This is a genomic window from Actinoplanes sp. M2I2 (genome assembly GCF_023544445.1).
Lineage (GTDB): Bacteria > Actinomycetota > Actinomycetes > Mycobacteriales > Micromonosporaceae > Actinoplanes.
Genome location: NZ_JALPVJ010000026.1, coordinates 44,227 through 67,965, shown reverse-complemented (window position 1 = coordinate 67,965; position 23,739 = coordinate 44,227). Strand labels below are relative to the sequence as shown.

The 23,739-nt window shown below is 71.8% G+C and carries 24 protein-coding genes; 11 read left to right on the top strand and 13 right to left on the bottom strand.

Going from position 1 to position 23,739, the window contains the following annotated elements:
- Positions 1-32: 32 nt before the first annotated feature.
- On the top strand, positions 33-887 hold the full coding sequence (locus tag HJC40_RS37995) for a LysR family transcriptional regulator (protein WP_250008455.1): 855 nt from the start codon (positions 33-35) through the stop codon (positions 885-887).
- Here HJC40_RS37995 and HJC40_RS37990 read toward each other — a convergent pair.
- The 6 genes from HJC40_RS37990 to HJC40_RS46420 form a co-directional block, all read right to left on the bottom strand.
- Positions 862-2,289, bottom strand: coding sequence for an amino acid permease (locus tag HJC40_RS37990; RefSeq protein ID WP_250008388.1), 1,428 nt, complete (start codon positions 2,287-2,289; stop codon positions 862-864). The two genes, HJC40_RS37995 and HJC40_RS37990, sit on opposite strands and share 26 nt — an antisense overlap.
- 282 nt (positions 2,290-2,571) lie before the next feature.
- Positions 2,572-3,183, bottom strand: a complete 612-nt coding sequence (locus HJC40_RS37985) for a hypothetical protein (RefSeq protein ID WP_250008387.1) — start codon at positions 3,181-3,183, stop codon at positions 2,572-2,574.
- A gap of 118 nt (positions 3,184-3,301) precedes the next feature.
- Positions 3,302-4,789 (bottom strand): DHA2 family efflux MFS transporter permease subunit, encoded by a 1,488-nt coding sequence (locus HJC40_RS37980; RefSeq protein ID WP_250008386.1) that lies wholly within the window; start codon positions 4,787-4,789, stop codon positions 3,302-3,304.
- A gap of 80 nt (positions 4,790-4,869) precedes the next feature.
- Positions 4,870-5,523, bottom strand: a complete 654-nt coding sequence (locus HJC40_RS37975; RefSeq protein WP_250008384.1) for a GPP34 family phosphoprotein — start codon at positions 5,521-5,523, stop codon at positions 4,870-4,872.
- A gap of 11 nt (positions 5,524-5,534) precedes the next feature.
- Complete coding sequence (locus HJC40_RS37970; protein WP_250008383.1) at positions 5,535-6,137, bottom strand: response regulator transcription factor; 603 nt, start codon at positions 6,135-6,137, stop codon at positions 5,535-5,537.
- A complete protein-coding gene (locus HJC40_RS46420) occupies positions 6,134-7,246 on the bottom strand; it encodes a histidine kinase (protein WP_250008382.1) in 1,113 nt (370 codons plus the stop codon). Before HJC40_RS46420 ends, HJC40_RS37970 begins: the two co-directional genes overlap by 4 nt.
- Before the next feature lie 110 nt (positions 7,247-7,356).
- On the opposite strand from HJC40_RS46420, the gene HJC40_RS37960 reads away from it, so the two are divergent.
- The 6 genes from HJC40_RS37960 (at position 7,357) to HJC40_RS37935 (ending at position 12,742) form a co-directional block, all read left to right on the top strand.
- Positions 7,357-8,232, top strand: a complete 876-nt coding sequence (locus tag HJC40_RS37960; protein ID WP_250008380.1) for an ABC transporter ATP-binding protein — start codon at positions 7,357-7,359, stop codon at positions 8,230-8,232.
- Positions 8,233-8,241: 9 nt separating this feature from the next.
- Positions 8,242-8,952: an ABC transporter permease gene (locus tag HJC40_RS37955; RefSeq protein ID WP_250008378.1), complete on the top strand. Its 711-nt coding sequence runs from the start codon at positions 8,242-8,244 to the stop codon at positions 8,950-8,952.
- A gap of 17 nt (positions 8,953-8,969) precedes the next feature.
- A complete protein-coding gene (locus HJC40_RS37950) occupies positions 8,970-10,031 on the top strand; it encodes a spore photoproduct lyase family protein (RefSeq protein ID WP_250008377.1) in 1,062 nt (353 codons plus the stop codon).
- Between the two features lie 2 nt (positions 10,032-10,033).
- The gene (locus HJC40_RS37945) at positions 10,034-10,495 is read left to right on the top strand and encodes a 2'-5' RNA ligase family protein (RefSeq protein ID WP_250008376.1); all 462 of its coding nucleotides are present in this window, start codon (positions 10,034-10,036) and stop codon (positions 10,493-10,495) included.
- A gap of 305 nt (positions 10,496-10,800) precedes the next feature.
- Positions 10,801-11,619 carry a DedA family protein gene (locus tag HJC40_RS37940; RefSeq protein WP_250008375.1) on the top strand — a complete coding sequence of 273 codons (819 nt, stop codon included), beginning with the start codon at positions 10,801-10,803 and terminating at the stop codon, positions 11,617-11,619.
- 412 nt (positions 11,620-12,031) lie between these two features.
- Positions 12,032-12,742 (top strand): septal ring lytic transglycosylase RlpA family protein, encoded by a 711-nt coding sequence (locus HJC40_RS37935; protein WP_250008374.1) that lies wholly within the window; start codon positions 12,032-12,034, stop codon positions 12,740-12,742.
- A 59-nt stretch (positions 12,743-12,801) separates the two neighbouring features.
- Here HJC40_RS37935 and HJC40_RS37930 read toward each other — a convergent pair whose 3' ends face one another.
- Genes HJC40_RS37930 through HJC40_RS37900 form a run of 7 tightly spaced genes read right to left on the bottom strand, consistent with a single transcriptional unit; the run spans position 12,802 to position 19,068 of the window.
- Positions 12,802-13,257 (bottom strand): MaoC family dehydratase, encoded by a 456-nt coding sequence (locus HJC40_RS37930; protein WP_250008372.1) that lies wholly within the window; start codon positions 13,255-13,257, stop codon positions 12,802-12,804.
- A 31-nt stretch (positions 13,258-13,288) separates the two neighbouring features.
- A complete protein-coding gene (locus HJC40_RS37925; RefSeq protein ID WP_250008371.1) occupies positions 13,289-14,536 on the bottom strand; it encodes a HAMP domain-containing sensor histidine kinase in 1,248 nt (415 codons plus the stop codon).
- Complete coding sequence (locus HJC40_RS37920) at positions 14,533-15,213, bottom strand: response regulator transcription factor (protein ID WP_250008370.1); 681 nt, start codon at positions 15,211-15,213, stop codon at positions 14,533-14,535. Before HJC40_RS37920 ends, HJC40_RS37925 begins: the two co-directional genes overlap by 4 nt.
- 7 nt (positions 15,214-15,220) lie before the next feature.
- Positions 15,221-16,090 (bottom strand): S1C family serine protease, encoded by an 870-nt coding sequence (locus HJC40_RS37915; protein WP_250008369.1) that lies wholly within the window; start codon positions 16,088-16,090, stop codon positions 15,221-15,223.
- A 55-nt stretch (positions 16,091-16,145) separates the two neighbouring features.
- Positions 16,146-17,096 carry a VWA domain-containing protein gene (locus HJC40_RS37910; RefSeq protein WP_250008368.1) on the bottom strand — a complete coding sequence of 317 codons (951 nt, stop codon included), beginning with the start codon at positions 17,094-17,096 and terminating at the stop codon, positions 16,146-16,148.
- Entirely contained in the window at positions 17,093-18,055 is a 963-nt protein-coding gene (locus tag HJC40_RS37905; protein ID WP_250008367.1) for a DUF58 domain-containing protein, read from the bottom strand. Before HJC40_RS37905 ends, HJC40_RS37910 begins: the two co-directional genes overlap by 4 nt.
- Positions 18,052-19,068, bottom strand: a complete 1,017-nt coding sequence (locus HJC40_RS37900; protein ID WP_250008365.1) for a MoxR family ATPase — start codon at positions 19,066-19,068, stop codon at positions 18,052-18,054. Before HJC40_RS37900 ends, HJC40_RS37905 begins: the two co-directional genes overlap by 4 nt.
- A 193-nt stretch (positions 19,069-19,261) precedes the next feature.
- Here HJC40_RS37900 and HJC40_RS37895 point away from each other — a divergent pair, with 193 nt between their 5' ends.
- The 4 genes from HJC40_RS37895 (at position 19,262) to HJC40_RS37880 (ending at position 23,734) form a co-directional block, all read left to right on the top strand.
- Positions 19,262-19,747: a cupin domain-containing protein gene (locus HJC40_RS37895; RefSeq protein WP_250008364.1), complete on the top strand. Its 486-nt coding sequence runs from the start codon at positions 19,262-19,264 to the stop codon at positions 19,745-19,747.
- A 107-nt stretch (positions 19,748-19,854) separates the two neighbouring features.
- The gene (locus tag HJC40_RS37890) at positions 19,855-21,573 is read left to right on the top strand and encodes a putative Ig domain-containing protein (protein WP_250008363.1); all 1,719 of its coding nucleotides are present in this window, start codon (positions 19,855-19,857) and stop codon (positions 21,571-21,573) included.
- A complete protein-coding gene (locus tag HJC40_RS37885) occupies positions 21,570-22,229 on the top strand; it encodes a type II secretion system protein J (protein WP_250008362.1) in 660 nt (219 codons plus the stop codon). Before HJC40_RS37890 ends, HJC40_RS37885 begins: the two co-directional genes overlap by 4 nt.
- On the top strand, positions 22,226-23,734 hold the full coding sequence (locus HJC40_RS37880; protein ID WP_250008361.1) for a ricin-type beta-trefoil lectin domain protein: 1,509 nt from the start codon (positions 22,226-22,228) through the stop codon (positions 23,732-23,734). The genes HJC40_RS37885 and HJC40_RS37880 overlap by 4 nt, the downstream gene beginning before the upstream one ends.
- Positions 23,735-23,739: the final 5 nt, after the last annotated feature.

Sequence of the window (23,739 nt, the reverse complement as noted above, 5' to 3'; positions counted from 1 at the left end):
TATCACCGCAGTACTGTCGTCCGGTGGACACGCTGGAGACCCGCGAGCTCAGGTATTTCGTCACCGTCGCCGAGGAGCTGCACTTCAGCCGGGCGGCCGAACGCCTCGGCATGGCCCAGCCACCCCTGTCGCGGGCCATCCAGCAGCTCGAGCGGCGCCTCGGCGTCACCCTCCTCGAGCGCGACCGCCGCGGCGTGGCGCTCACCGACGCGGGCCGGGTCCTGCTGGACGAGGCCCGGGTCCTGCTCGACGGCGCGGCGGCGGCCGCCCGGCGCACCCGCCGGGCCGCGTCCGCCGGCAACCGCCTGACGCTGGTGACCAAGGCCGGCGCCGGTCACGAGCTGCTCCGCAAGCTGCTCGACGCGCACGCCGCCGAGCCCGGCGCGGCCGAGATCGACGTGGTGCTGTGCCGGATGGGCGAACAGGCCCGCATGCTGCGCGACGGCCGCGCCGACGTCGCCCTCATGCAGCGCCCCTTCGACGCCGTCGGCGGCTTCGACACCGAGGACCTGCAGACCGAGCAGCAGGTCGCCATCCTGCCCGCCGCGCACTCCCTCGCCGCACGCGAGACCCTCACCCTGGCCGACCTGGACGACGTGCCCGGACTGCCGCTCGCCCGCTGGCCCGGCCCGGACGGCGCCTACCCGCCCGGCCCGGGCCCCGAGATCCACGACCAGTCGCAGCTGGCCCAGCTGATCGCCCTCGGGCGCACCGCGGCCGTCCTGTGCGCCTCGTCGCGGTCGTGGCTGTGGGACGCGCACGCCGCCGTGCCGCTGACCGACGCCTGGGAGGTCACCACCGTGCTGGCCTGGCCCGCACACAGCCGCTCGAAGCCCGTCGCCGGGCTGGTCGGCACCGCGGTCAGGACCTTCGGTTCTCCTGGTTGAGCTTCGAGTGGCGCCGGCCGTAGACGGCGTACAGGATCAGGCCCAGGGCGAACCAGACCGCGAAGCGCAGCCAGGTCACCGGGTCGAGGAAGGTGATCAGCCAGATCGAGAAGACCACGCCGACGGCCGGGATCACCGGCATCCAGGGCAGCCGGAACGTGCGCGGGATGTCCGGCCGGCGGTACCGCAGCACGACGACCGCGATGCAGACCACGACGAAGGCCAGCAGGATGCCGATGTTGGTCAGCTCGGCCGCCTCCCGGATCGGCAGGAAGCCGGCGATGACGGCCGACGCGATGCCGGCGATCCAGGTGACCCGGGTCGGCACCCGGCGTTCGGGGTGCAGTTTGCCGAACCACGCGGGCAGCAGTCCGTCCCGGCTCATCGAATACCACACCCGGGTCACGCCGAGCATGAAGGTGAACATCACCGTGAGGATGCCGACGATCGCGCCGACCGCGATGACGTCGGCCAGCCCGGACAGCCCGACCGAGGCGAACGCCGTCGAGAAGCCGCTCTCCGGGTCGATCTCCCGGTAGTTCTGCATGCCGGTCAGCACGAGCGTGGCCAGCACGTAGAGCACCATCGAGATGATCAGCGAATAGATGATCGCCTTGGGCAGGTGGCGGCGGGCGTCCTTGGACTCCTCGGCGGCGGTGCTCATGGCGTCGTAGCCGAAGACCGCGAAGAACACGGTCGCCGCGCCGGTGATCGCCCCGCTCCAGCCGAACGGGAAGAACGGGTCGTAGTTGGACCGGGTGATGTGGAACGCGCCGACCACGACCACGAGCAGGACGATGATCACCTTGAGGATGACCACCGCGGTCTCGGCCCGCGCCGCGGCCTTGATGCCCCGGTTCAGCAGGTACGCGATGAGCAGGCACAACACCACGGCGAAGAGGTCGACGACGTGCCCGTCCCCGGTGCCCGGGGCGCCGAGCATCCAGGCCGGCAGATCCACGCCGATGTCGGCCATCAGGAACGAGAAGTAGCCCGAGATGCCGATCGCCACGACCGAGACGATGGCCGTGTACTCCAGCAGCAGGTCCCAGCCGATGAACCAGGCCACCACCTCGCCCAGCACGACGTAGCCGTAGGTGTAGGCCGAACCGGCCCTCGGGATCATGCCGGCGAACTCGGCGTACGACAGGGCGGCCGCGGCGCTGGCGATGCCCGCGATCAGGAACGAGAACAGCACCGCCGGACCGGCGGTCTCGTTCGCGACCGCGCCGGCCAGCGCGAAGATGCCCGCGCCGATGATGCCGCCGACACCGATCGCGGTGAGCTGCCAGAGTCCCAGCGACCGGTGCAGGTCGCTGCCGGTCTCGTCGGTGACCTCGTCGACCGGTTTGCGCCGGAAGATCCCCGATCCCCGGCCGAACCCCTGCGGTGACACGGACATGAGGGCCTCCTCGCTGATCGCTCCTCTCGGAGTACCACGGGAAGCCGCTGTTCGCATCTACAGACGTAGATACCTTTCGACCCGGTACGCCTCAGGCGCGCGCCAGGGCGATGGCGATGAACAGACCGTAGAAGACGATCAACCCCGCCACCAGCGCGATGGTCGTCCCCGGCCCGATGCTGTGTTCCTGCTCGTCGTCCACGAGAGCACAACGACGGTCGCCTGCGATATCGACGGCCGTTCCCCCGTACGGGGCCCACGGCCGTGAGCCGGCGGCCGCGTTCAGGGGCAGAGCCGGGCCGTCAACTCCTCGGCCGCCGCCCGCCAGGCACCCTCGGCCCGGTCGTTGATCTTGTCGAGAAGGGCGGGGACGTCGTCGACCGGCCGGGAGTCGCCCGCCCAGCGCAGCAACGCGTTCGTGGCCTGATAGCGCACCAGGTACTCCGGGTCGAGCACGGCGGCGGCCATCGCCCGCACCAGCACGACCGACGGCGGAAACCCGGACAGTGCGACGGCGGCGTCGAGCCGGACGGCCTCGGACGCCGCGCCGGCCAGCACGCCGGCCACCGGCGTGGCCCAGCCCGGATCCCGCGTGACGGCGTACAACGCCTCGGCCACCCGGAGGCGGAACGCGTCGCGGGCGTGGATCAGCGCCGTCCGCAGGATGCTGACCGCGTCGGCCGGGGCCAGACCGGCCGAGGCCAGCGCGATGAACGACCGCGCGGCGACCGCGTCACCCCGGGCCAGCCCGGCCCGCAGCATGCGCTCGACCGTTCTGGGCTCTCGCCCGGCCGCCTCGATCAGCGCCGCGAAGCCCGGCCCGCCGGGCCCCACCTCCTCCGGATCGCCGAAGATCTCGCGCCGCCATCGCTGCCACTCCGCATCCCCGTCCATCGACGGACATTATTACCAGAGTTAGCTGAGAGTGCCGACACCGCCACTCCATAGTGCCGGGAAACACGAAGGCTCCGACCGCCCGGGGTGGGCGGCCGGAGCCTTCTTGTCGACGGCGTCAGTGGGCCATCGCGGGGGCAGCGTCCGGGTCGACGTCGAGCGGGCCGGTGCGGAACAGCAGGGCCGAGACGACGGCGCAGACCACGAACAGGCCGCACGACCACCAGAACACCGTGTGATAGCTGGCCAGCGACGCCTCGAGGGCGACCTGCGGCGAGCGCGCGTGCGAGGTGGCGTAGTTCGTCGCGGCGGTCGCGGCGAACGAGCTCAGCAGGGCCGTGCCGATCGACCCGCCGATCTGCTGGACCGTGTTGATCATCGCCGAGGCGACCCCGGCGTCCCGGTGCTCGACGCCGCTGGTGGCCGCGTTCTGCGTGGGAGCGAAGACCAGGCCGAGGCCGAGGCCGATGACCAGCAGACCCGGGAGCACCCCGGAGGCGTACGTCGAGTCGACGTCCAGCCGGGTCAGGAACGCCATGCCGGCCGCCGCGACCAGCGCGCCGACCGGGACGAGCGGGCGGGGCCCGACCCGCGGCGTGAGCATCGACCCGGCCGTGGTGGCCGAGAGCATGATGGCGCCGAGCATCGGCAGGAACGCCAGACCGGTCTGCACCGGCGTGAAGCCGAGGTTGCCGACCAGGTAGTACGTCAGGAACAGGAAGATGCCGAACATGCCGGCCCCGGCGATGCCGATCGCGGCGTAGGACCCGCCCCGGTTGCGGTCGAGCACCACCCGCAGCGGCAGCAGCGGGTTGGCCACGCGCGTCTCGATGACCACGAACGCGATCAGCACGACGACACCGACGGCGATCGGCCCGAGCGTGACCGCCGACGACCAGCCGTCGGTCTCCGCCTTGCCCAGACCGAACACCAGCGCGACCAGACCCACGACCGCGGTCACCGTGCCCGGGATGTCGATCCGGGCCCGGTTGGCCACCGGCTCGTCCGACAGCTTGGTGAGCGCGCCGGCCACGGCGATCGCCGCGATGATCAGGTTGACGTAAAGGCACCAGCGCCAGGAGGCGTACTCGGTCAGCACCCCGCCCAGCAGCAGGCCGACGGCGCCGCCGGCGCCCGAGATCGCGCCGAAGATGCCGAAGGCCTTGCCCCGCTCGGCCGGCTGGGTGAACGTCGTGGAGAGCAGCGACAGGGCGGCCGGAGCGAGGGCCGCGCCGAACGCGCCCTGCAGCGCGCGGGCGACGATCAGCATCTCCAGGCCGTTGGCCGCGCCGCCCAGCGCCGAGGCCAGGGCGAACCCGACGAGGCCGATGAGGAACATGCGCTTGCGGCCGAAGAAGTCGGACAGCCGGCCGCCCAGCAGCAGCAGACTGCCGAAGGCAAGCGCGTACCCGGTGACGACCCACTGCCGGTCGGCGTCCGAGAACGCCAGGTCGGCCTGCGCGGTCGGCAGCGCGATGTTCACGATCGTGGCGTCCAGCACCACCATCAGCTGGGCCATCGCCAGCACCACGAGCGCCCACCAGCGCCCGTTGGAGGCCGGGGCCGCGGGCCGGGGCGCCGGGCGTGCTTGAGTTTCGGTGGTCATCCATAACCTCTCGGCGTACGCGGATTCGAGTCCCCGTCCGCATCGGCAGACCGCCGCCGGTCATGAACGTTCCGTCCCGGTCAGGACGTGGTGGTCACGACCGTGACGGCGACGGCCGCGGTGGAGGCAGCGATCGCGGCCGCGGTCCGGGCCACCGCCGTGTTCACCGCCGCGGCGCCCCAGTTGCCCTGCTCGAGTTCCTTGGCCCGCCGCGCGACCGGGCCCGACCAGGCCAGCTGGGGCCGCAGCATCGGCAGGGCGCCGCTCGCCGAGAGCAGCGCGGTGAGCGCGGCCGTCCGCGTGTCCGGCTCCTCCCCGTCGACCAGCACGGCGCGGATCCGGGCCCGCAGCGACGCCTCGTGCTCGAAGTCGGCCGCCGGCAACTGGTTCATCGAGAACAGGCCGAGCACGCGCTTCTTCTCCCGGCGGATCAGGCCGCGCTCGAGCAGGCGGTCGATCACCGGCTCCCACAGGCCCGTGCCGATCGTGATCAGCAGCGTCTGGGCGCCGCGTGGCTTCTCGGCCACCTTGTCGTACGCGTCCTGCAGCAACGGGTCGGGCAGCGGGCCCGTACCGGCCGCGCGGACCTTCGAGCCGTCGCTCTCGATCCGCCCCAGCATGGCCAGCTCGACCAGCACGGCGCCGCCGAGGGTGTAGTAGAGCGTGCCCGCGGCGGCCGGGGTCCCGGTCTCGTCGTCGAGCAACAGCAGCATCAGGTCTTCGACTATCAGCATGATTTCTCCGGTCAGAGCCAGTCGTGTTCACGGGCGTAACGCGCCGCCTCATGGCGGGTCTGCGTCTGGGTCTTCTGCATGGCGTTGGACAGGTAGTTCCGGACGGTGCCGGGCGCGAGGTGCAGCCGGGCGGCGATGTCGGCGACCGAGTAGCCCTCGCCGGTCACCCGCAGCACGTCGAGCTCACGGTCGGTCAGCGGGCAGTCGTCGGTGACCGCCAGCGCGGAGACGTCGGGGTCGATCCAGCGGCGCCCCTCGTGCAGGGTGGCGATGACCGACGTGATGTGCGCCGGCTCGGCCGACTTGCTGACGAAACCCTGCACGCCCAGCTTGAGCGCCTTGCGGAGCACCCCGGGACGGGCGTGCCGGGTCAGCATGAGGATCACCTGGCCGGGCCGGGCCGCACGGATCCGGGCGACCGCCCCCAGGCCGTCCACGCCGGGCATCTCGAGGTCGATGACCAGCACGTCGGGCCGGTGACGCAGCGTCTCCTCGACCGCGCTCGCGCCGTCGTACGCCTCGGCCAGCACGGTGATGTCGCCCTCGAGCGGCAGCAGAGCGGCGAGCGCCTTGCGCAGCAGGGCCTCGTCGTCGGCCAGCACGACCGTGGTCATCGTGCCCCCTCCGGTGCGAACGCCGCAGCGGTCACGAACTGCCCGTCCTGCAGCGCGACGGTCAGCTCGCCGCCGTCGTCGGCCAGCCGTCGCCGCAACGAGGACAGCCCCCGCAACGCCGGGACGGCGTCGCCGCGCGCCCCGTCGTTGACGATCGTGATGCCGGTCGCCGACAGCGTGATGCCGACCCGGGTGGACTGGGCGTGCCGCAGGATGTTGGTGGTGGTCTCGCGCAGCACCTGGCCGAGCAGCTCGCTGGTGCCCGGGTCGGCCTCGGCCTCGCGGGTGACACGCACGGCGATCCCGGCCGCCTCGAACAGGTTCTTGGCGTTCTCGAGCTCCGCCGCGAGGTTGAGCCGGCGCTGACCGTACGCGAGCTCCTTGGTCTGTCTGATCGTGTCGGTGACCAGCGTGTTGATCTCCCTCAGCTCCTCCTCGGCCCGGTCGGTGTCGGTGCGCACCAGCTTCTCGGCCAGGGCGGCCTTCAGCTTCACGACGTGCAGCGTGTGGCCCTGGATGTCGTGCAGGTCGCCGGCGAACCGGACCCGTTCCCGGATGACGGCCAGCTCGGCCTCGCGCTCCTTGGACACTTCGAGCTCCTGGACGATGTCGTAGAACCGCTCGCCGGCCATCGACAGCACGATGACCAGCACGGTGAGGCCGGTCGGGATCAGCACGTACGGGAGCAGGACGCCGTCACCCTGCGCGAGCAGTCGCGAAGCGCCCACCGCCGCGACGTAGCCGACCACGGCCGCGCCCACCGCGTACCGGTGACGGGTCAGCCGCGGGACGGCGAGCGAGGCCACGCTGGCGACACCCCAGTACGCGTTGGGGCTGCCGGTCACTAGCACCCCGAGCGGCCACACGGCGGCGGCGACGATCCCGCACGGCAGCGCGACCCGGCCGATGTCGTTGGCCGTCCACCGCTCGAAGGCGACCAGCGCGGCCAGCACGCCGGGCACCAGGATGAACGCGTGCCACCAGGCGTGCGCGTCCACCGCCACCACGACCACCGCGGCGAGCAGGATCGGCGGCATCGCCGTGGCCAGGTTCAGCCGGCGCAGCTGTCCCTGCGTGGCGTCGGTGATGCGCAGCGTCCGGGCCTTCACTCCCCCAGTATTCGGATCATCACGAGCGCCGGACAGTGACACCACGTCATACGTTTTCCGTGACACCGCGGCACTGAACGGACCGGCGGGTCCGCTGGTGTCCTCGAGTCATGTCCACACCAGTGATCGAAGTCGAGGGCCTGAACCTCACCTACGGCGACTTCCCCGCCGTGAAGGACCTGTCGTTCGAGGTCCGGCCGGGCGAGCTGTACGCCCTTCTGGGCACCAACGGGGCCGGCAAGACCTCGACCCTGGAGACGATCGAGGGTCACCGGGATCCCACCTCGGGCCGGGTGCGGGTCTTCGGGCACAGCCCCCGCGACCGCGCCGCCGTCCGCCCGCGGATGGGCATCATGCTGCAGGAGAGCGGCTTCTCGCCCGACCTGACCGTGCGGGAGTCCGTCGGGCTCATCGGGCAGCTCACCCGCCGGACCGACGACGTCGGCCGGGTGCTCGACGTCGCCGGCCTGACCGGCAAGGCCGGCACGAGGGTGTCGCAGCTGAGCGGCGGCGAGAAGCGCCGCCTCGACTTCGCGACCGCCGTGTACGGGACGCCGGAACTGCTGATCCTGGACGAGCCCACCACCGGCCTCGACATCCAGTCCCGCGACGCCCTGTGGCAGTCGGTCGACCGGCTGCGGGAGAACGGCTCGACCATCGTGCTCACCACGCACTACCTGGAGGAGGCGCAACAGCGGGCCGACCGGATCGGGCTGATGCACCAGGGCGTCCTCCACCGGGAGGGCACCGTCGGCGAGCTGACCCGGACCCTGCCCTCGGTCATCCGTTTCGCCCTGCCGGCCGGCGCCCCGATCCCCCCGCTGCGCGTCGACCACCTCGACGGCGCCGCGACGGTCGAGACCTTCGACCTGCAGAAGGACCTGTACCTGCTGCTCGGCTGGGCGCAGGACAACGGCGTCGAGCTTCGTGACCTGTCCGCCGGCCCGACCCGGCTGGACGACGTCTTCCGCGCCATCAACGCCTAGGAGTCTCCCGTGCTCGCCATCGCCCGCAGCGAACTCATCCAGATCTTCCGCAACCGCCTGGTGCTGGTCACCAGCCTCATCATGCCCGTCGTGGTCAGCGCGTTCTTCATCTACCGGCGCGACGCCTTCGCCACGCTGGGCAGCCTCGGCTACATCGCGGCGATCATCATGGTCACCGTCGGCGCGTTCGGCCTCTACACCAGCGCGGTGACCACCCTCGCGTCCCGCCGGCAGAACCTGTTCCTCAAGCGGCTGCGCTCCACCGCGGCCGGCGACGGCAGCATCCTGGCCGGGCTGCTCCTGCCGGTCACGGTCCTGGCGCTGGTGCAGATCACCGCCATCCTGACCGTGTTCGGCGTGGTGGGCGGCGAACCCGGCAACCTCGCCGTGCTGGCCGTGGCCGTCCTGGCCACGATGGCCATGATGGTCGGGCTGGCCCTGGCCACGGCCGGCGTCACCACCTCGCCGGAGCACGCCCAGGTGACCACCCTGCCGGTCAGCCTCGGGGTGATCGCCGTGGCGAGCTGGGTCGGCATCAGCGGCACCGAGAACCTCACCCTGCTCAAGCGGCTGCTCCCCGGCGGCGCGGCGACCGAGCTGGTGGTCGACACCTGGAACGGGGCCGGCCCGTCCCTCGTGCTGCTGGCGCCGACGCTGGCCTGGGTCGTGGTGGCCGTGTCGCTGGCCGCGCGTCTGTTCCGGTGGGAGCCCCGACGCTGACCTACCCTGGTCAGGACATGACTGCTGACCTGCTGGACATCCGCCGCATCTACGCCGAGCCGGCCGCCGCCGCGCTCCCCCGCGGCAAGGAGGTGCTCGCCCGCTTCCCGGCCGCGGAGGTGGTCGAGGTCGAGAGCCACAACCGCATCGACGAGCTCTACGGCGACGAGACCAACGTCAACCGCTGGGTGCGCATCAAACGCGAGGCGCTCGTCCTCGGGGTGAAGAAGACGCTGACCGCCCGGCCCAACGGGCGGTCGGCCGACTTCATCGCGCCGTCCACGGCCAACGGCTGCGCGATGGCCTGCGCGTACTGCTACGTCCCGCGGCACAAGGGCTACAGCAACCCGGTGACGGTGTTCGCCAACATCGACAAGATCCTCGGGTACGTGGGCCGGCACGCGGCCCGCCAGGGCGTCAAGCCGGCGCCCAACGAGTGCGACCCGCACGCCTGGGTCTACGACATCGGCGAGAACTCCGACTGCAGCGTCGACGCACTGATCAGCGACAACGTGCGCGATCTGGTCGAGCAGTTCCGGTGGATGCCCAACGCCAAGGCCTCGTTCGCCACCAAGTACGTCAACCGCGAGCTGCTCGGCTGGGACCCGCAGGGGCGCACCCGGATCCGCTTCTCGCTGATGCCGGCCCGCGACGCCAAGCTGCTCGACATCCGCACCTCGCCGGTCGCCGAGCGGATGGCCGCCATCAACGACTTCGTCGCGGCCGGCTACGAGGTCCACGTCAACTTCAGCCCGGTCGTGGTCCGCGACGGCTGGCTCGAGGACTGGGCGACGATGCTCGGCGAACTGGACGCGGCGCTCGACCCGGCGGCCCGGGCCCAGCTCGCGGCCGAGGTCATCTTCCTCACCCACAACCGCGACCTGCACCAGGTCAACCTGGGCTGGCATCCGAAGGCCGAGGAGCTGCTCTGGCGGCCCGACCTGCAACAGGTCAAGCGGTCGGAGAACGGGTCGCTCAACGTGCGCTACCGCACGGGCGCGAAGGGACAGTACGTGAGCGCGCTGATCGACCTGATCGGCGAGCGGCTCCCGTACTGCCGAGTCCGGTACGCGTTCTGACCGTGCACACCGTCGAGCTGCTGCCTGCCGAGGAGCTGTCGTCGCGCGTACGGGCGCTCTGGGACCGATTGGCCGCCGCGGGCCTGCCCAGCCTGGCGACGCACCGGCACCCGACGAACCGGCCGCACCTCACGGTGGTGACCGCGGAGTCGGTGGTGGGGCTGCCTCCGCTGGGGCTGCCGATGGCGTTCACATTCGGCGGGGTGCGCCTGCTCGGACGGGCGCTGGTGTGGGCGGTCGAGCCGTCGGCGTCGTTGCGCGCGCTGCAGTCGGCCGTGTGGTCGTCGGTGGGCGGGTGGCCGCCGCCGGCCGAGTTCGCGCCGCACGTGAGCTTGGCGTTGCGCGTGCCGGCGGAGTCGCAGGCGGCGGTGCTCGAGCTGCTGGGCGGGGTGCCGCCGGTGGCGGGCTCGTTCGTGGCGGCGCGCTCCTACGACACCGAGACCCGCACAGTTCGCGACCTGTGACCCGTTCGCACCCCCCAGACCCGCCGCGCCCCCAGACCCGCCGGCGCCCACAGACCCCCCCGGCGCCCCCAGACCCCGTTGGCGGTTTGTGACCAGTTCGCGATTCGTGACCCGCGCCGCCTGTGGACAACTCGGCTCGCCGCGCTTGACAAGGCGTAAGTTCCTCCCACCACGCCCCGAGGAGGGTGGGGGCTAGGGATGGCCCGACGCCTCGAAGCCGATCATTGCCGGGCTGGCAGGAAATTCTCAGGGAGCCCCTCGATACTGCTCTGGGTCATGCCGTCGAATCAGCGTGAGGAGCTTTCGTGACCGTGCTCGCCGAAACCGCCCCCGAGACCTCGGGCGGGCTGACCGGGTGGGCCGTCGGCCTCATGGAGTCGCTGGGCGGTGTGGGCGCGGCGCTGATCGTCGGCCTCGACAACCTCTTCCCGCCCATCCCGAGCGAGCTGGTGCTGCCGCTGGCCGGCTTCTCGGCCAGCCGGGGCGTGTTCAGCCTGCCCGAGGCCCTGTTCTGGACCACCCTGGGCTCGGTGCTGGGCGCGATCATCGTCTACTGGGCCGGCGCCCTGCTGGGCCGCGAGCGCACCCGCCGCCTGGTCGCCCTGGTCCCGCTGGTCAAGGTGCAGGACTTCGACCGCTGCGAGGAGTGGTTCGCCAAGCACGGCACCAAGGCGGTGTTCTTCGGCCGCATGGTCCCGCTGTTCCGCAGCTTCATCTCGCTGCCCGCCGGGGTGGAACGCATGAGCTTCTGGAAGTTCACCGTTCTCACCACGCTCGGCAGTCTCATCTGGAACACGCTGTTCGTCACGGCCGGCTTCCTGCTCGGGGAGAACTGGCATCGTGTCGAGGGCTACGCGGGCATCTTCCAGAAGGTCGTCATCGCCGGCGTGGTGATCGGCATCGGTTACTTCGTCTACCAGCGCCTGCGCCCCGGCCGCGCCCGGGCCGTGGAGTCGGACGCCACAGACGCCACAGTGGTGCTCCCGGTCGTCCGCGACGCCGGTCCGGCCCACGACCCGGACGCCACCACCATGCTGAGGGCCGTCCGCGACACCCGTCCCGGCTACGACCAGGACGCCACGGCGGTGCTGCGCGCGGTCCGCGACGACCCGCACCGCCGCTGAGCCCACGTCCGGCCGGCGCCGTCGGCGGTCGCGGCGGCGCCCTACCTGCACGGGCGGGAACGGTTCCGGGTCGTGTTCGTGACCGAGATCGTGATCCGCGTCCTCGCGTACGGTCGTCGCCCTCAGGACTTCTTCAAGCACGCTGGAACGTCTTCGATTTCATCGTGATCTCGGCGGTGTTCATCCCCGGCCTGCACGGAACTCGACCGCGGCCTCGGGTCCCCGAGGCCGGCCCGGCGCGATCATCGATCCACCGGCTCCACGATCCCGCCGCCGTCCCGAAGCGATCACGAATCCACCGCCGAGCGTTGATTTAAGGATCTTTAAGGTTGTCCGGTCATCCGCCCGCACGGCCGGGGTCGTAGTTGTCGATGCTGCACCGAGCAGCCCCCGACAACCAAGGAGCGACCCCATGTATCGGACCCGGCGGCGCACGATGTCCTCGACGACCCGCAAGGTCGTGCTGGGAGCGTCCGCGCTGGCGCTCGCGGGTGGCGCCTTCGCGGTCAGCACCGGCATGAGCAGCGCGGGCGAGAACTGCGCCGGGCTCGATCAGGCGCTGCGGCAGAACCTGCAGTTCATCGCCGGTCAGCGGGCCGCGCCCGACGCCCAGTCGGCGGCGCGCATCGCCAACCGTCAGGCCGTCGTCGACCTGATCAACCAGCGCCGCGCGGTGGCGGACTGCACCGCCGACGTCGCCGCCGAGGTGCCCGGCGCCCAAGCCGGCGCGGCCAAGCCCCCGGCCGCCGCCAGGCCCCCGGCTGCCAACAAGCCCCCCGCCGCCGCCAATCCCCCGGCCGCCAGCAAGCCCCCGGCCGCCAGCAAGCCCCCTGCCGCCGCCAAGCCCCCGGCGGGCAACGCGGGCGCGGGCACGGGCGAGGTCGTCTGCAAGGGCTCGACCGTGACCCTCTCCGGCGAGGCCGGCGCCCCCTTCGCCTCGAGCGGCACCTTCCCGATCGGCACCACCCTCAAGGTCACCAACCTGGACAACAACAAGAGCATCACCGTCAAGGTCGAGACGACCTCCGGCAGCTGTGCCCTGCTCAACAACGCCGCCTTCGAGCAGGTGCGCGAGCCCGGCAAGTTCCTCATCCGGCGCGCCGTCATCGAGCGCGTCGGCTGACCCACCCGCCGGGGCCGGCCGTCAGACGCAGTAGCGGCAGATCGGCCGGGCGGCGGCCGTCAGGCGTAGTAGCGGTAGATCGGCCGGGCCACGCAGGCCGGCTTGTCGAGGCCGTCGATCTGGACCGTGAAGTCGAAGGTCGCCTGGACGCAACGCCGGGCCACCTCCTCGACGGTGTCCAGGGCGGCGGCCAGGCGGATCTTCGAACCGACCCGGACCGGGCTGGCGAAGCGCACCTTGTCGAGGCCGTAGTTGACGCCCATCTTGACGCCCCGCACGTCCAGCAACTCGCCGAAGAACGGGATGACCAGCGACAGCGTCAGATAGCCGTGGGCGATCGTCCCGCCGAACGGGCCGGTCGCCGCGCGCTCCACGTCGACGTGGATCCACTGGTGGTCGCCGGTGGCCTCGGCGAACGCGTCGACCCTGTCCTGCGTCACCTCGAGCCAGGAACTGTGCCCGAGGTCGCGGCCGGCCAACGTCCTGAGCTCGTCCAGCCCGCTCACTGTGATCATGCGACGGATCTCCTCCTGGTCGTCCGGGAACTCAGGAGGATTCTCGCCCGTACCCCGGGTCGGCTGTCCATCCCGTGAATCGCCGGGGATCCCCGGCGGGAGGCGGGGCGTCGTCGGTGCGGCCGGCCGCCGGCAGCCACAACACGAAGGTGCTGCCGTCGCCCGGGGTGGAGTACGCGGCGACGCGGCCGCCGTGCGACTCGACGATCTGCCGGACGATGGCCAGGCCCAGACCGGTGCGGCGCTCCCGGCGTACGCCGTCGGCCGCCTCGCCGCCGGCCTTGCGCCAGAATCGGTCGAAGACGCGGGTCAGATCCTCGGCGGCGATGCCCGGGCCCTCGTCGGCGACGGCGAGCCACAGCCATGAGCCGGACCGGCCGGTGGCCACGGTGATGGTCGACGGCGCCGGGGCCAGCCGCACCGCGTTGGACAACAGGTTGCCGGCCGCCCGGCGCAGCGCGTCGGCGTCGCCGATCAGCTCCAGGCCCGGGGTGGTCTCGTAGGCCAGGCGCAGCGGCCGGTCGGTCACGAACGACTCCTCGCCGGCCTCGCGGGCCACCGCCGACAGGTCGACGTCGGTGTCGGCGCTGGTCTCGGCGTCGCGGCGGGCGGTGGCGAGCAGATCCTCGACCAGGCGGGACATCCGCGTGGTGGCCCGGTCGATCACCGCCACGGCCCGCAGCCGCTCCTCGGGGGTCGCCTCGGCCGCGTTGAGCGACGCGTCGAGCGTGGTGCGGATGATCGCCAGCGGGCTGCGCAGCTCGTGCGACGCGTCGTCGATGAGCTGCCGCTGGGCCTGGAACGCGGAGTCCAGCCGGTCGAGCATCGAGTCGATGGTGTCGGCCAGGTCGCGCAGCTCGTCCTGGGGGCCGCCGAGCCGGATGCGCCGGGACAGGTCGGTGGCCTGGATCTCGCGGGCCGCCCGGGAGATCGCGCCGACCGGCCGCAGCGCCCGCCCCGACAGCACCCACCCGATGGCCAGGCTGGCCACGAACAGGACGGCCAGCGCGATCATCGTGTACGACCGGAGGGTCGTGAGCGTGTTGTAGTTGACCGCCGCCTCGATCTGGCCGATCTCGGCGACGCTCGAGAAGCCCTGCAACTGACGGTTCTGGTCGTAGACCTTGGCCAGCTGCGCGGTCACCGGCTCGGGCGACGTGGTGCGGGCGAGCGCGAAATAGATCACCCCGAGGGTCACGGCGGCCAGCCCGAACAGCATCATCGAATAGATGGCTGTGAGCCGGAACCGGATCGACCGGAACACCTCGGGGCGATTCACGGGGTCTCCCGCAGCCGGTAGCCGCGGCCGACCACGGTCTCGATGGAGCCCTCGGCGAGTTTGCGCCGCAGGGTGCCGACCGTGACCCGGACGGTCTGGGTGAACGGGTCGGCGTTGGCGTCCCAGACGTGCTCGAGCAGTTCCTCGCTGGAGACCACGTGACCGGGCCGGGTCATCAGGTACTCCAGCACGCCGAACTCCTTGGGCGTGAGCGACAGCGGCCGGTCGGCGGCGGTCACCGTGTGCCGGGCGGCGTCGAGCACGATGTCGCCCACGGTGAGCTGCGCCGAGCCGCCGCCGATGTCGCGCCGCAGCAGCGCGCGTACCCGGGCCAGGAGCTCGGCCAGGTGGAACGGCTTGACCAGGTAGTCGTCGGCCCCGTCGTCGAGGCCGCGCACCCGGTCGTCGAGCCCGCCGCGGGCGGTGAGCATGAGCACCCGCGGCTCGCCGTCGCCGGGCGTCGGCAACTCGCCGGCGCGCAGCGAGCGGCACAGGTCGAACCCGCTGCCGTCGGGCAGGTTCACGTCGAGCAGCATCAGGTCGTACTCGTTGACGGTCAGCCGGTCATAGGCCTGCGCGGCGTCCAGGGCGACGTCCACCGCGTAGCCGGTGCGGGCGAGCCCCACGCGCAGGCCCTCCGCCAGATCCTCTTCGTCCTCCACCACCAGCAACCGCATGCTACGACTATCCACGCGCGATGAGGGAATCGGCGACCTGACGGGCCCGTTCGATCGGGACCGCGAAGCCGATGCCGATCGATCCGCCGCCTTCGAGGGTCGCGATGGCCGTGTTCACCCCGATCACCTCGCCCCGGGCGTTCACCAGCGGCCCACCCGAATTGCCGGGGTTGATGGAGGCGTCGGTCTGCACCGCCGTCTGACGGGAGGCCCCACCCAGGCGTACGGGCCGGTCAAGCGCGCTCACGATGCCGGCCGTCACCGTGCCGCTGAGGCCGAGCGGCGAGCCCACGGCCAGCACCGGCTCGCCGACGCGGGTGCCGTTCGGGTCGGCCAGGGCGAGCCGGTCGAGCGCCGAGCCGTCGTCCACGCGCAGCACGGCGATGTCGTTGCTCGGGTCGGTGCCGACGACCTCGGCGTTGAGGCGGCGGCCGTCGGAGCCGACCACCGTGATCGCCCCGCCCCGGCCGCCGGCCGCGACGACGTGGTTGTTCGTGACGATGTGACCGCGGTCGTCGAAGACGAACCCGGAGCCCGAGCCGCCGCCCGAGCCGGTGCGCACCTGCACCGACACGACACCGGGGAGCACCCGGGCGGCCGCGCCGACCAGATCGGAGGGCACCGCGCCCTGGGCCGGCGGGGCGGCGGTGGCCGGCTCGGGGCCGGCGGCGTCGTCGTCGCGTCCGGCCGCGTACCCGGCCGCCCCGCCGGCGCCGGCCGACAGGCCGACGACGGCGAGAGCCGCGAGGGCGGCGGCGGGGAGACGCCGGCCGCGACCGGCGGCGTGCGCCGGGCTGGTCGTGGAGCCCGGCTCCGGCGCGACAGCCCAGTCGGGTGAGTGGAACTGGGGGCCGCGAGGCGTTCCTAGTCCGGACATGGCGTTCCCTTCAGGTTCACGGCCCGCCTGACGGGCCGGGGATGGGGCGGCGGTTCTAGGGGAGGCGGGCGAACCAGAACATCGAGGCCAGCGCGGCCAGCAGCGCCAGGCCGAGCCCGATGCCGATGAAGCGGGCCGACACGTCGCGCACCTCGGTCTGATAGCCCACGGACGAGCCGATGTCGGCGTACGCGTTCTGCAGCTCCTCGGTGTTGGCCGCCTCGAAGTAGCGCCCACCGGTGGCGTCGGCGACCGACCGCAGCGTCTCGCCGTCGACCGGCACCTGCTGCCCGTCGCCGATGGTGCCGCTCGCGGTGCCGAACGAGATGGTGTCGACCGGCACGCCGAGCTCGCTCGCGAGGCGGGCCGCCTCGGCCGGGTCCTGCCCGGCCGTGTTGGCGCCGTCCGAGAGCACGATGACCCGGGCCGGCGGCACGTCCTCCTCGGCGCTCGCGTCGACCGAGCGGATCTGGGTGAGCGCCGACGCGATGGCGTCGCCGATCGCGGTGCCGGCCTGACCGGCCGAGCCGTCGGTGAGCCGGTCGATGCCGGCGTCGAGCTGCGCCCGGTCGGTGCCCGGGGGCACGAAGACCGACGCCTGCCCGGCGAAGCCGACCAGCCCGACGTTGAACTTCTCGGGCAGGTCGTCGACGAAGACGCGGGCCGCGTCCCGGGCCGCGCTGAGCCGGTCGGGGGCGACGTCGGTGGCCAGCATCGACCGGGAAACGTCGACCGCGACCAGCACGGTGGCCCGCTCGCGGGGCACCCGGACCTCGTCCTGCGGCTGGGCGAACCCGACCACCAGCAGGCCGAGCATGGCCAGGAAGAGCGAGGCGGGCAGGTGCCGCCGCCAGCCCGGGCGGCGCGGGGCCACCCGGTCGAGCAGCTTGAGGTTGGTGAAACGGACGGCGTACCTGCTGCGGCGGCGCTGTGCGACGACGTACGCCACGACGAGCGCGGCGACGCCGAGCAGCAGCCACAGACGCTCCGGGGAAAGCCAGGTCATCTCGGGTTCCTTCGAGGTTTCGCCGCGGCCCGGCTCAGGCGCCGCCGGGCGTGCACGTGGCGCACGATGTCGGCGACCCAGTCCCGGTCGGTCCGCAGGGGCAGGTGGGCGGCGCCGGCCCGTTTGACGGCCTGCGCGATGGTGGCCTGCTGCTGGGCGGCGGCCGCCGCGTACCGCTCGCGCAGGCGACGGCTCGCGGTGGGCACCTCCCGGCGCCGGCCGGACTCGGGGTCGACCAGGGTGAGCAGGCCGACGTCGGGCAGCTCCTCCTCGCGCGGGTCACCGACCTGCACGGCGAGGACCTGGTGGCGGGCGGCCAGCCGGCGCAGCGGCTCCTCCCAGGCGGGCGCGCCCGGGCCGAGGCCGTCGTCGTCGAGCCCGTCGAGGAAGTCGGAGACGACCACGACCAGGCCGGTGCGCGGCGTCTGCCGGTGCATCGCGTCGATGCCGCCGGCCAGCCCGGCCTCCTTCTGGTTGCGCGGCGCGAGCATCATCGCCCGCAGCAGCGAGAGCAGGGCCGTCCGGCCGCCGCGGGCCGGGAACCGGCGGATTCCCTCGCCGGTGAGCAGGTGGGCGCCGAGCCGGTTGCCGTTGCCCAGCGTGAGGAAGCCGACCGCGGCCACCGCGGCGATGGCCAGCTCGCGCTTCTCCAGGTCGGCCGTGCCGAAGTCCATGCTGGCGCTGGCGTCGACGAGCACGTGGGTGCTGAGCTCCCGGTCGGCGTCGAGGGTCCGCACGTGCGGCACCGTGGTGCGGGCCGTGACCGACCAGTCCATCCGGCGGACCTCGTCCTCGCCCGGCCGGTACTCCCGGCTGCCGGCCGGCTCGCTGCCGATGCCGGGCAGCAGGCCGAGGTACGTGCCGTGGAGCAGGCCGTCGAGCCGGCGCGTGATCATGAGCTCGAGCCGTCGCAGCCGGCGCTCGGGGACGAGCTCGGCCAGGAAACCGCCCTCGTTCACGCGGCCATCCCCATCCCCAGCCCGGGTGCGTGGTCCTCCTGGGCCGGCGAGATGAGGGGCAGCGGCACGGCGTCGAGGATGCGCCGGACGATGTCCTCGGGCTGCACGCCGTCGGCGACCGCGTCGAAGGAGAGCACCAGCCGGTGCGCGAGCACGTCCGGGGCGATGTCGAGCAGGTCGGCCGGCAGCACGTAGTCCCGGCCGCGCAGCAGGGCCAGGGCCCGGCCGGCTGCGACCAGGCCCAGCGTGGCGCGCGGGCTGGCCCCGTACGCGAGCTGGGCCGCGACCTCGGGCAGCCCGAACCGCTCGGGTTCGCGGGTGGCCAGCACCAGCCGGACGACGTACTCGGCCAGCGCGTGGTGCACGAAGATCTGCCGGGCCCGGCCCTGCAACTCGTGCAGGATGACCGGGTCGAGCACCCGCTGGGCGACCGGCCGGGTGCCGCCCATGCGGTAGAGGATGCCGAGCTCCTCCTGCTCGGTGGGGTAGTCGACGACGACCCGCATGAGGAAGCGGTCGCGCTGTGCCTCGGGCAGCTGGTAGACGCCCTCGCTCTCGATCGGGTTCTGGGTGGCCAGGACGAGGAACGGCTGGGGTACCGGGTAGGTGCGCCCGCCGAGCGAGACGTGGCCCTCGGCCATCACCTCGAGCAGGGCCGACTGCACCTTGGCCGGCGCCCGGTTGATCTCGTCGGCCAGCACGATGTTGGCCATGATCGGGCCGAGCTCGACGTCGAAGCTCTCCTTGCCCGAGCGGTAGATGCGGGTGCCCATGATGTCCGAGGGCACCAGGTCGGGGGTGAACTGGATGCGGTGGAAGGTGCCGCCCACGGCGACGGCGAGGGTTTCGGCGGCCAGCGTCTTGGCGACGCCGGGGACGCCCTCGAGGAGGCAGTGGCCGCCGGCGATCAGGGCGGTCATCAGGCGCTCGACGAGCCGGTCCTGCCCGACGATCACCTTCTTGACCTCGAACAGGGTCCGCTCCAACCGGCGGTCCGTTGCTTCATCTGTCATGTGTCGATGACATCAACTGACACCGAAAACCAACCGAAGCGCTACCTGTGGACAACCTGATCCTGAGCTTGACACCAGCGTAAAGTCCCCTCCACGTCCCACCCTTGAGCTGGGCGGGGGAGGCGGCGGCACCCCAGCCCACGATCAAAAAGGCGGGCGGCGCAGCCGGTCGGCTCCCGGCAAAATAGGCGGCATGACCTACCCACCACCGCGCTACCACGGCATCACCGGCGAAGTCAGCGCCACCTACCGGCCCAAGGACACACCCCCCGAGTTCGTCTATCCGAACGGGACGAGGGTGTCCTACCTGTCCACCGGCGACTCGACCGGCGGCCTCTTCGGGCTCTACCGCTGGGAGTGCGGCCCGGGCGTCACCGGGCCCGACCCGCACTTCCACCGCTCGATCGCCGAGTCGTTCTACATCCTCAGCGGCAGCATGCGCATCCACAACGGCACGGAATGGATCACCACCGAGCCGGGCGACTACGTCCACGTCCCGATCGGCGGCGTCCACGGCTTCAAGAACGAGTCCGGCGCCCCGGCCTCGATGTTGCTGCACTTCTCCCCCGGCGCTCCCCGCGAGGCCTACTTCGAGGGCCTGGTCGAGGTCGCGCGGATGAGCGACGAGGAGCGGGCCGAGTTCTACGCCAAGCACGACAACCTCTGGCTGGACGAGTAACGCTGACGCTAAGAGTCGCCGCCCCGCTGCCGATGATCCGGATGAGGAGAAGTGGATGACGGGTCCGGGCGGTCTGCCCTGCCGGACCAGCCGGCCGGAAGGAACGTATGCGGGACAGTGCCTCGGGCGGCGCCGATGAGGAGGGCTTCACCCTCGTCGAGATCCTCGTCGCGCTGGCCATCCTGTCCATCACCCTGCTGGCCAGCACCCCGTTCTTCGTCGGCAGCCTGAGCAACGTCAACAAGCAGCGCGCCCGGCAGGCCGCGATCCAGCTCGCCGGCACCGCGATGGAGCAGGTCCGCGGGCTCAAGGGCAGTTCGCTGCTGACCGGGCACGGCCAGCAGGCCGGCGAGGCGCAGTTCGCCGCCGCGCCCGCCGTGGTCCAGCCCTACCTGGCGACGATGCAGGTCGGGCGGGACCTGGACAGCGCCGTGGGACCGGCCGAGGGCGCCGACGCCCCGATCTCGACGTCGCCCCAGGTCCTCACCGTCGAGGGCATCCCCTACACCCGGATCATCTACGTCGGGGCGTGCGAGGTCTATCTGACCGGCGCCGGCGCCGGCGACTGCGTCTATCCGCTGGGCCCGGGCGCGGAGCCGGCCGACAAGACGAAGATCCTGAAGTTCTTCCGCGCGGTCGTGCTGGTCAGCTGGCCGGACAAGAGCTGTCCCGACACCCCGGGAAACCCGCCGGGCTCCTGCACCTACGTCACCTCGACGCTGGTCTCGCGGGCCCCGGATCCCAACTTCGACCTGCACCGGCCGTCGCCGACCGTCCTCACCAAGTCGCTCACCTTCTACCGGGGCATCCTGGCCGCCTCGCAGCTGGAGGCCCGCGGCGGGCAGCTGCCCAACACCTGGACCGTCGGCGCCCTGCCGGCCGGCCTGTCGATGACCCCGGGCGGCCTGATCAACGGGACGCCCACGACGGCCGGCCTGACCCCGACCACCACGACGGTCACCGACAAGCTGAACCGCAGCGACACCGAGCCGATCACGTTCACGGTGGTGCTGCCGCCGACCGTGGCGATGCCCGGCAACGCCACCAACCACGCCGGCGAGGCGGTCAGCCTGAAGGCCACCGCCGCCAACGGGGTCGGTCCGTACGTCTACAGCGCCACCACACCCTCCGGCGCCTCCACCCTGGCCCCCGGGCTGACCGTGAACGCCAACACGGGGGCGATCACCGGAACCGTCACCACCCCCGGCACGTACGTCTCGACCGTCACCGCCACCGACCAGAACGGCATCGCCGGGGTCGGCACCTACACCCACGTGGTCATCCCCGCCGTCACGCTGGGCCCGCTGGCCGACCAGGCCATCAACCTGAACGGGAAGCTGGTCCTGCAGGCGGCCGGCGCGGGCGGTGACGGCAACTACACCTACAGCGCCACCGGCCTGCCTGCCGGCGTGACGATCAACGCCAAGACCGGCGCCGTCAACGACAAGGTCACCGTCACCGGCCGGTTCCTGCCCACGTTCACCGTGACCGACGGCCTGGCGGGCAGCGGTGGCACCGCGAGCCAGCGCATCGTGCTCGTCGTCAACAGCACCAACTCGCTGATCTTCACGGCGCCCGCGCTGGCCGCGCCCGATCAGACGACCGTCCGCGGCACCCCGGCGTCGCTGACGCTGGCCACCAACGGGGCGCTGCTGGGGCTCAACCCGGTGACGACGGTGACCGGGCTGCCGCCCGGGTTGACGTTCAACGCGCTGACCGGCGTCATCGCCGGGACACCGACCACCGCAGGCGTCTACACGGTCACCGCGACCGCCACCACGGTGACCGCCGCCACCGTCCTCACCCTGCTCTGGACCGTCACATGATCGACGAGGACAACCGGGACCGCGGGCCGGTCGGCCGCGACGATCGTGGGGTCACCCTGATCGAGCTGCTGGTCGGCATGGGTCTGATGTCGGTCGTGCTGGTGATCGTCCTGAGCGGGCTCGTACAGGTCTACTCCACCGTCAACCGGGCCGACACCCTCAGCGTCGCCCGGGAGCAGCTCACCACCAGCTTCCGGCGGCTCGACAAGGAGCTGCGCTACGCCAACTGGGTCTCCGTGCCCGGGCAGGTGGGCACCGGCTGGTATCTCGAGTACGCCAACTCGGCCGGTTGCCGGCAGCTCGTCTTCCGCGACGGCGTGCTGACCACGGCGAGCTGGACCCTGCCGGGCACCACGCCCGGCACCCCGACGACGATCGGCACCAACCTCGCCCAGACCGGTTCCGTCCCGCCGTTCACCGTCTACCTGGCCAACACGCTTCCGTACGCGTCGGCCAGCCCGGGAACCGCCGGTGTGGGCAGCGACTACCAGGTCGCGCACAACCAGATCCGGCTCCGGTTCACCGGGAAGGTGGGCACCACCAGCCTGCCGTTCGACGTGCTGTTCACGGCCCAGAACACCAACGCCAGCAACGTCTACGCGGACAACGGCAAGCTGACCGAGAACGACTGCAGCAAGGCGAGGCCCACGTCATGACGTTTCCGCGTCTCCGCCGGGACGAGCGAGGCTCGATGCCGATGGCGATGCTGGTCGTCACGGTGGTGTTGTCGTTGTCGGCGCTCCTGGTCCCGCTGGTCCTCCGGCAGATCAAGACCACCCAGAACCTCACCGAACGCAACCTCGCGCTCAACGCCGCCCAGGCCGGCATGGACGTGATGATGGCCCGCGTCCGCGCCGCCGCCGACCAGGACGACCAGAGCGGCTACCTGGAGAACCTGCCGCCGTGCACGCTGACCGGCGACGCCGGGACGAAGGCGGCGGGCGAACGGCTCGCGTACACGGTGACTCTCACGTACCGCGACCAGGACGGCCTGGACATGCCGTGCCCGGCCACCGACGTGCCCACCACCGCGATCGTCACCTCGGTCGGGGTCGGCGGCTCGACCCGGCGCACCCTGACCGCCACGTACGTCTTCTCGACCAGCAACACGAACATCCCGGGCGGCCAGATCCGGATCGCCGCCTCGACGCTGGGCAACCAATGCATGGACTCCGCGTCCAGCAAGACCCCGAAGATCGACGACCCGGTCCTCATGGCGCCGTGCGACGGGAGCAGCCGCCAGCAGTTCGGCTACACCGCCGACCTGTACCTCAAGCTGATCAACTCGGACTCGTCCGACGCGCCGTCGGGCATGTGCCTGTACGCCGGTGAGACCCACAAGGCAGGCAACCCCCTGGTCTTCCGGCCCTGCCCGGCCGTGCGCACCACGACGTTCCAGTGGAGCCTGGACGGCAGCTCGCAGTTCCACTCCACCAGCACCACGAGCAAGGCGGAGGGCGGTTCGTGCGTCAACGTCGCGGCCCCCGGATCGACGGCCAACCGCAGCGTGGTGCTGGGCGGCTGCTCGGGCAACACCTCGACCGTCATCTGGCGGTCGGCCACCGGTGTCGGCGCGGGCATGGCCGGTGACAGCACCAACCAGCTGGTGAACTACGCCCAGTTCAGCCGGTGCCTCGACGTCACGGGCAAGTCGATGAACGCGACCTACATGATCGCCTGGTTCTGCAAGCAGGACCCCGGCGGTGTCGTCGACTTCAACCAGCAGTGGGTCCACCCCACGCCGGTGTTCCCCGCCATCACCGCCACCGGTCCGATCATCGTCAACAACACCAACGCCACCAGCAACAGCAAGAACGGCACGCCCACCAACAACTACTGCCTGAAGTCGCCCGGCATCGTCAACGCGACCTCCTGGGTGACGGTCGTGAACTGTCCCACAGTCGCGGTCCAGACTCAGCAGGAACTGACCTGGACCGTCTATCACGACACCGGCGACTACGGCACGAGCTACCGGATCAAGGACTACAAGGGCAACTGCCTGCAGCCCACCAATCAGAGCAGCACCGTGGCCAACGACTTCCACGGCGACGGCACCAGCAAGGTCAAGGTGTCCACCTGCAACACGTCCGAGCTGCAGAAGTGGAACGCGCCGGCGAACATCAGCCAGCCCACGCCGCTGACCGACCTGAACGAGAAGTAGGCCGG

What these genes read in the sequence shown, in the direction of transcription:
- HJC40_RS37990 (WP_250008388.1), bottom strand. Translation starts at nt 2,289, where the DNA reads ATGTCCGTGTCACCGCAGGGGTTCGGCCGGGGATCGGGGATCTTCCGG.
- HJC40_RS37985 (WP_250008387.1), bottom strand. Translation starts at nt 3,183, where the DNA reads ATGGACGGGGATGCGGAGTGGCAGCGATGGCGGCGCGAGATCTTCGGC.
- HJC40_RS37980 (WP_250008386.1), bottom strand. Translation starts at nt 4,789, where the DNA reads ATGACCACCGAAACTCAAGCACGCCCGGCGCCCCGGCCCGCGGCCCCG.
- HJC40_RS37975 (WP_250008384.1), bottom strand. Translation starts at nt 5,523, where the DNA reads ATGCTGATAGTCGAAGACCTGATGCTGCTGTTGCTCGACGACGAGACC.
- HJC40_RS37970 (WP_250008383.1), bottom strand. Translation starts at nt 6,137, where the DNA reads ATGACCACGGTCGTGCTGGCCGACGACGAGGCCCTGCTGCGCAAGGCG.
- HJC40_RS37960 (WP_250008380.1), top strand. Translation starts at nt 7,357, where the DNA reads ATGTCCACACCAGTGATCGAAGTCGAGGGCCTGAACCTCACCTACGGC.
- HJC40_RS37950 (WP_250008377.1), top strand. Translation starts at nt 8,970, where the DNA reads ATGACTGCTGACCTGCTGGACATCCGCCGCATCTACGCCGAGCCGGCC.
- HJC40_RS37935 (WP_250008374.1), top strand. Translation starts at nt 12,032, where the DNA reads ATGTATCGGACCCGGCGGCGCACGATGTCCTCGACGACCCGCAAGGTC.
- HJC40_RS37930 (WP_250008372.1), bottom strand. Translation starts at nt 13,257, where the DNA reads ATGATCACAGTGAGCGGGCTGGACGAGCTCAGGACGTTGGCCGGCCGC.
- HJC40_RS37920 (WP_250008370.1), bottom strand. Translation starts at nt 15,213, where the DNA reads ATGCGGTTGCTGGTGGTGGAGGACGAAGAGGATCTGGCGGAGGGCCTG.
- HJC40_RS37915 (WP_250008369.1), bottom strand. Translation starts at nt 16,090, where the DNA reads ATGTCCGGACTAGGAACGCCTCGCGGCCCCCAGTTCCACTCACCCGAC.
- HJC40_RS37910 (WP_250008368.1), bottom strand. Translation starts at nt 17,096, where the DNA reads ATGACCTGGCTTTCCCCGGAGCGTCTGTGGCTGCTGCTCGGCGTCGCC.
- HJC40_RS37900 (WP_250008365.1), bottom strand. Translation starts at nt 19,068, where the DNA reads ATGACAGATGAAGCAACGGACCGCCGGTTGGAGCGGACCCTGTTCGAG.
- HJC40_RS37895 (WP_250008364.1), top strand. Translation starts at nt 19,262, where the DNA reads ATGACCTACCCACCACCGCGCTACCACGGCATCACCGGCGAAGTCAGC.
- HJC40_RS37890 (WP_250008363.1), top strand. Translation starts at nt 19,855, where the DNA reads ATGCGGGACAGTGCCTCGGGCGGCGCCGATGAGGAGGGCTTCACCCTC.
- HJC40_RS37885 (WP_250008362.1), top strand. Translation starts at nt 21,570, where the DNA reads ATGATCGACGAGGACAACCGGGACCGCGGGCCGGTCGGCCGCGACGAT.
- HJC40_RS37880 (WP_250008361.1), top strand. Translation starts at nt 22,226, where the DNA reads ATGACGTTTCCGCGTCTCCGCCGGGACGAGCGAGGCTCGATGCCGATG.